This is a genomic window from Phenylobacterium sp., assembly GCF_036263695.1.
GTDB lineage: Bacteria > Pseudomonadota > Alphaproteobacteria > Caulobacterales > Caulobacteraceae > Phenylobacterium.
Map to the genome: position 1 here is coordinate 1 of NZ_DATAGM010000388.1, position 4,547 is coordinate 4,547.

General features: G+C 71.4%; 6 protein-coding genes. 2 read left to right on the plus strand and 4 right to left on the minus strand.

Features of this window, described 5'->3' with window-relative positions; all coding sequences use genetic code 11:
* Together VHK87_RS15680 and VHK87_RS15685 are read left to right on the plus strand one after the other, a co-directional pair.
* The coding region (locus VHK87_RS15680; RefSeq protein WP_329635826.1) for a glycosyltransferase at positions 1–412 on the plus strand (412 nt) is incomplete at its 5' end.
* A gap of 67 nt (positions 413–479) precedes the next feature.
* Positions 480–1,250: an exodeoxyribonuclease III gene (locus VHK87_RS15685; RefSeq protein WP_329635827.1), complete on the plus strand. Its 771-nt coding sequence runs from the start codon at positions 480–482 to the stop codon at positions 1,248–1,250.
* Here VHK87_RS15685 and VHK87_RS15690 read toward each other — a convergent pair.
* The 4 genes from VHK87_RS15690 to VHK87_RS15705 form a co-directional block, all read right to left on the minus strand.
* Positions 1,247–1,660, minus strand: coding sequence for a GFA family protein (locus tag VHK87_RS15690; RefSeq protein ID WP_329635828.1), 414 nt, complete (start codon positions 1,658–1,660; stop codon positions 1,247–1,249). The genes VHK87_RS15685 and VHK87_RS15690 overlap by 4 nt on opposite strands.
* Positions 1,661–1,733: 73 nt before the next feature.
* Positions 1,734–2,672 (minus strand): retropepsin-like aspartic protease, encoded by a 939-nt coding sequence (locus VHK87_RS15695; RefSeq protein WP_329635829.1) that lies wholly within the window; start codon positions 2,670–2,672, stop codon positions 1,734–1,736.
* A gap of 51 nt (positions 2,673–2,723) precedes the next feature.
* The gene (locus VHK87_RS15700) at positions 2,724–3,707 is read right to left on the minus strand and encodes an NADP-dependent oxidoreductase (RefSeq protein ID WP_329635830.1); all 984 of its coding nucleotides are present in this window, start codon (positions 3,705–3,707) and stop codon (positions 2,724–2,726) included.
* A gap of 60 nt (positions 3,708–3,767) precedes the next feature.
* A partial coding sequence (locus tag VHK87_RS15705; protein ID WP_329635831.1) for a hydroxymethylglutaryl-CoA lyase occupies positions 3,768–4,547 on the minus strand: 780 nt, incomplete at its 5' end.

Below are 4,547 nucleotides of genomic sequence, written 5' to 3' on the forward strand. Positions count from 1 at the left end.
GCGCCGCTTCGAGGTGCACTGGGAGGACGAGGCCGCGCCTGAGAGCGTGGCCGCCGTCCCGACCATCTCCGGGGCCTGCTTCTGCATGCGCCGCAAGGACTTCCAGAGCGTCGGCGGCTTCGACGAGGGCTATTTCCTGCACGTGGAGGACGTGGACCTGTGCTGGCGCGTGCGCCAGGCCGGCGGCCAGGTGCTGTTCCACCCCAAGGCCGAGGTCATCCACCTGGGCCACACCAGCCAGGCCAGCGCCGTGACCGTCGAGTTCCACAAGGGCCTGGGCCTGGCCCGCTACTTCCGCAAGCGCAGCGAAAAGCCCTTCGACCGCCTGCTCGCCTGGGCGCTGTCGCCGTTCATCGTCTGCACCGCCGTGCTGCGGCCGATGGTCTGGCGGCTGCGGGGCCGGGCGGCCTGATCGCTCATCGTCTGGCCTGAGCTGCCGGCTCGCGCGTTGGGACGCGACAACCAGTCCCAGCGCGCCGATGAAGATCGCCACCTTCAACATCAACAACGTCGTCAAACGCCTGCCCAACCTGCTGGAGTGGCTGGCGCAGGCGCAGCCCGACGTCGCCTGCCTGCAGGAGCTGAAGGCGACCGAGGCGGCATTTCCGGCGGCGGCGCTGGAGGCGGCGGGCTACGGCGCGGTGTGGCGCGGCGAGCGGAGCTGGAACGGGGTGGCCATCCTGGCGCGGGAGGCCCAGCCGGTCATGACCCGCAACAGCCTGCCGGGCGATCCGAACGATCCCCAGTCGCGCTACATCGAGGCGGCGGTGAACGGGGTGCTGGTGGCCTCGATCTACCTGCCCAACGGCAATCCGCAGCCGGGCCCGAAGTTCGCCTACAAGCTGGCCTGGTTCGAGCGGCTGATCGCCCACGCCCAGGGGCTGCTGGACAGCGGCCACCCGGTGGTGTTAGCCGGCGACTACAACGTCGTGCCGACCGACTTCGACATCTATCCGACCAAGAACTGGAAGGATAACGCCCTGCTGCAGCCGCAGCCCCGCGCGGCCTACCGGCGGCTGGTGGACCAGGGCTGGACCGACGCCCTGCGCGCGCTGCACCCGGATCAGCCGATGTTCACCTTCTGGGACTACAAGCGGAACCGGTGGTCGCGCGACGCGGGCCTGCGCCTCGACCACCTCTTGGTGAGCCCCAGCCTCGCGCCGCGGCTCGCCGCCGCCGGCGTCGACCGCGAGGTGCGCGGCCGCGAGAACGCCAGCGACCACGCCCCGGCCTGGATCGAGCTTTCCTAGGCTGTCGCCGGCGCTTTGACCGGGTCCTCGGCGAACTGCTTGGCGCCGTCGCAGATCTCGTACCAGGCCGGCTTGGCGCTCACCCATTCGTGGAAGCGGTTGCGCACGATCGGGTCGTCGTCGAGGCAGTGGGCGTTGACCGGGAAGCCGGCGCCCTCGGTCGCGAACGGCTCGCCCAGCGCGGTGCCGCAGCGGCGGCAGAACTGCCGAGCGAGGGTGAAGGGCGGATCGGGGATGTAGCTCTCCACCAGCTCGCGCCCGGCGAGCCAGCGGAAGGTCTCACGCTTGACGAAGACCAGATTGCCGGCCCCGGCCTTGCGGCACCGCGAGCAGTGGCAAGTGCCCATCATGGTCGGCGGCGCGGTGAGCTCGAACCTCACCCCGCCGCAGCAGCAGCTTCCGCGGATCATCGGGTCTCTCCGTCCTTGTGGGGCAGGGAGTCTGGCTGGCGCCTGCTGACAGCGTCCTGTCAGCAAGGCGGCGTCAGGCCGACCGGCGCACCAGCTGCAGCTGCCCGCGGCCGTGGTCGAGAACGGCGCGGAAGCGGCGCAGGGCGCCGACGCCCAGCAGGCTGCCCGGGAAGCCGGGCATCGGCTGGCGCTGGTAGATGTGCACCGGCACGTTGCGCAGCACCTCGCCGCCGAACGCCAAGGTGCTGACCGTCACCATCCGTCCCGCCGCGACGCCGCCCAGGACCAGGCTTCGCGTCGGGCGCACATCGCGGCCGTTGAGCAGACCCGCCGCCTCGGCGACGTCGTGGGCCAGCACCAGGGCGGACGAGGCGCCGGTGTCGAGCACCGGCTCCAGCGCCGCGCCCTCGACGCTGACCTGGGCCAGCAGCGCCCGGCCCTTGCGGCGGGCGGGCACGGCGAAGGCGCCGTCCGGCGCGGAAAAAGCCTGGGGCTGCACGAACCGCACCCGGCGGCGGGGGAAGTCGATGTCGGCGATCACCTCGTTCAGCAGGTCCTGTCCCAGCACCAGTGGAACCGAGAGCCCCAGCCCGCCTGAGATGGGCCCGAGGTCCAGCACGGCGGCGCGCATGCCGGGCAGCGCGAGGCCGCCCACCCCGACATCCAGGCTGACGCCGCGCCCGAGCTGCGGCTTGCCCCCGACGCCGTAGGCGATCATCGGGGCGGCGAAGGCGCCGGGCAGGCCGAGCTGGGCGGCGAAGGCGGTGTCGATCACCGAATACTGCGCCCCGCTGTCCACCAGCGCCCGAATGGGGCGCCCGTCCACTGTGGCGTCCACCGTCACCACAGGGCCGCGCGGGCCGGCGAACGGCAGCCAGCCGCTGGAAGTCTCGCCGGCGGCGAACTGCGGCTCGGGCCGGCGCCAGAGGATCTGGTCGCGCAGCAGCCAGGCCGCGCCGCCGACGAGGGCGAGGGAGCCGAACTGGCCGAGGAGGGAGCGCCGGGTTCTCAAGCCTTTAGAATTGGACCCTGCCGACGCCGGGCGCCAGAGGACGGGGGATCCTCAGTCGGCGATGTGAATCAGCATTTTGCCCAGGTTGCGGCCTTCGAACAGGCCGATCAGCCCCTCGGGCGCGCGCTCGAAGCCCTCCAGCACCGTCTCCTGGTACTTGATGCGGCCGCTCTTCAGCCAACCGGTCATGTCGGCCTGGAAGTCGGCGTTCAGGTGCGGGAAGTCGCTGGCCACGAACCCCTCCATCCTGAGGCGGCCGTAGATCATGCTGAACAGGTTGCGCACGCCCTCGCCGCCGCCGTTGTAGGTGGAGATCATCCCGCAGACCGGGATCCGGCCGCGCACGTTCATGCGGGGCAGGGCGGCGTCCAGGTGGGCGCCGCCGACGTTCTCGAAATAGACGTCGATGCCCTTCGGCGTCGCCTCCGCCAGCGCCTCGGCCAGCGGCTGGGTCTTGTAGTTGATCACCGCGTCGAGCCCGGCCTCGTCCTTCAGCCACTGGACCTTGTCGTCGGAGCCGGTGGAGCCGACCACGTAGCAGCCCTTGATCTTGGCGATTTGCGCGGCGACCGAGCCCACTGCGCCGGCGGCGGTGGAGATGAACACCTGCTCGCCATCCTTCAGCGCGCCGATCTCCAGGAGGCCGCCGTAGGCCGTCAGGCCCGTGCCGCCGAGCGCGTGCATGTAGACGGTGAGCGGCAGCTCCGGATCGCGCTTCAGCACCGAGACGCCCCGGCCGTCGGAGACAAACCGCTCGCGGAACCCTGCGCCATGGCGCACCACGTCCCCCTCCTGGAACTTCGGGTTGCGCGAGCGGACCACCCGGCCGATGCCGCCGCCCAGCAGGGGCTGGTTCAGCGGCTGGTCGGCGTCCAGGCGCGGGCGCATGTACGGGTCCACCGACATGATCAGGGCCTCGACCTCGATCTCGCCCTCGGCGGGCTCTCCGACGGGCGCCTCCACCAGTGCGAAGTCCTCCAGAACGGGCATGCCCTTGGGCCGGCGCACGAGGTGGATCTGGCGGGTGGCGGTCATGGTCCCTCACTCACTGTGTTGTTCTGGCCGGCGATAGGCCGCGGAGCGGCCGCCCGGAAGTCAGTTGGCGGGAAAGCCGCCGGCGCGGCTGACGCTGGCGGTGGGCGGCTTGCCCAGCAGGCCGGCCATCCATTGGGCGGTCTCGATCAGCGCCGCAAGGTCGTAGCCGGTCTCGAAGCCGGCGCGCTCCAGCATGTAGACCAGGTCCTCGGTGCCGATGTTGCCTGTAGCGTTGGGGGCGAAGGGGCAGCCGCCCAGGCCGCCGCAGCTGGCGTCCAGCACGTCTACGCCCGCCTCGACGCTGGCGTAGGCGTTGGCCAGGCCGGTGTTGCGGGTGTCGTGGAAGTGCATCCGCAGCCGCGCGTCGGGCGCGGCCTTGCGGGCCGCTTCGATGCGGCGGCGGACCATCCAGGGATCTGCGACCCCGATGGTGTCGGCCAGCGCGATCTCCGGGATGCCCAGCGCGCCCGCTTCGCGGACCAGCGCGACGACCTGGTCCTCCGGGACCTCGCCGTCGAACGGGCAGCCGAAGGCGACGGAGATGGTCGTGGTGATCGGCGGCCCGCCTTCGGCACTCCGCCGCCCGACGATGTCGGCCAGGGCCTGCATCTGCTCGGCGGTGGAGGCGCCCTGGTTGCGAATCCCGAAGCCATCGGTGGCGCAGACCACCACATTGGCTTCGTCGCAGCCGGCCGCCACGCAGCGTTCCCAGCCGCGCATGTTGAGGACGAGGCCGATGCGGGAGACCGCGTTGCTGGGCGAAAGGTCCGCCATGATCTCCTCGGCGCCGGCCATCTGCGGCACCCGCCGCGGATTGACGAAGGAGACCGTTTCGATCCG

Excerpts from the sequence above, each read along its gene's own strand:
- VHK87_RS15685 (WP_329635827.1), top strand. The coding sequence starts at position 480 with ATGAAGATCGCCACCTTCAACATCAACAACGTCGTCAAACGCCTGCCC.
- VHK87_RS15690 (WP_329635828.1), bottom strand. The coding sequence starts at position 1,660 with ATGATCCGCGGAAGCTGCTGCTGCGGCGGGGTGAGGTTCGAGCTCACC.
- VHK87_RS15700 (WP_329635830.1), bottom strand. The coding sequence starts at position 3,707 with ATGACCGCCACCCGCCAGATCCACCTCGTGCGCCGGCCCAAGGGCATG.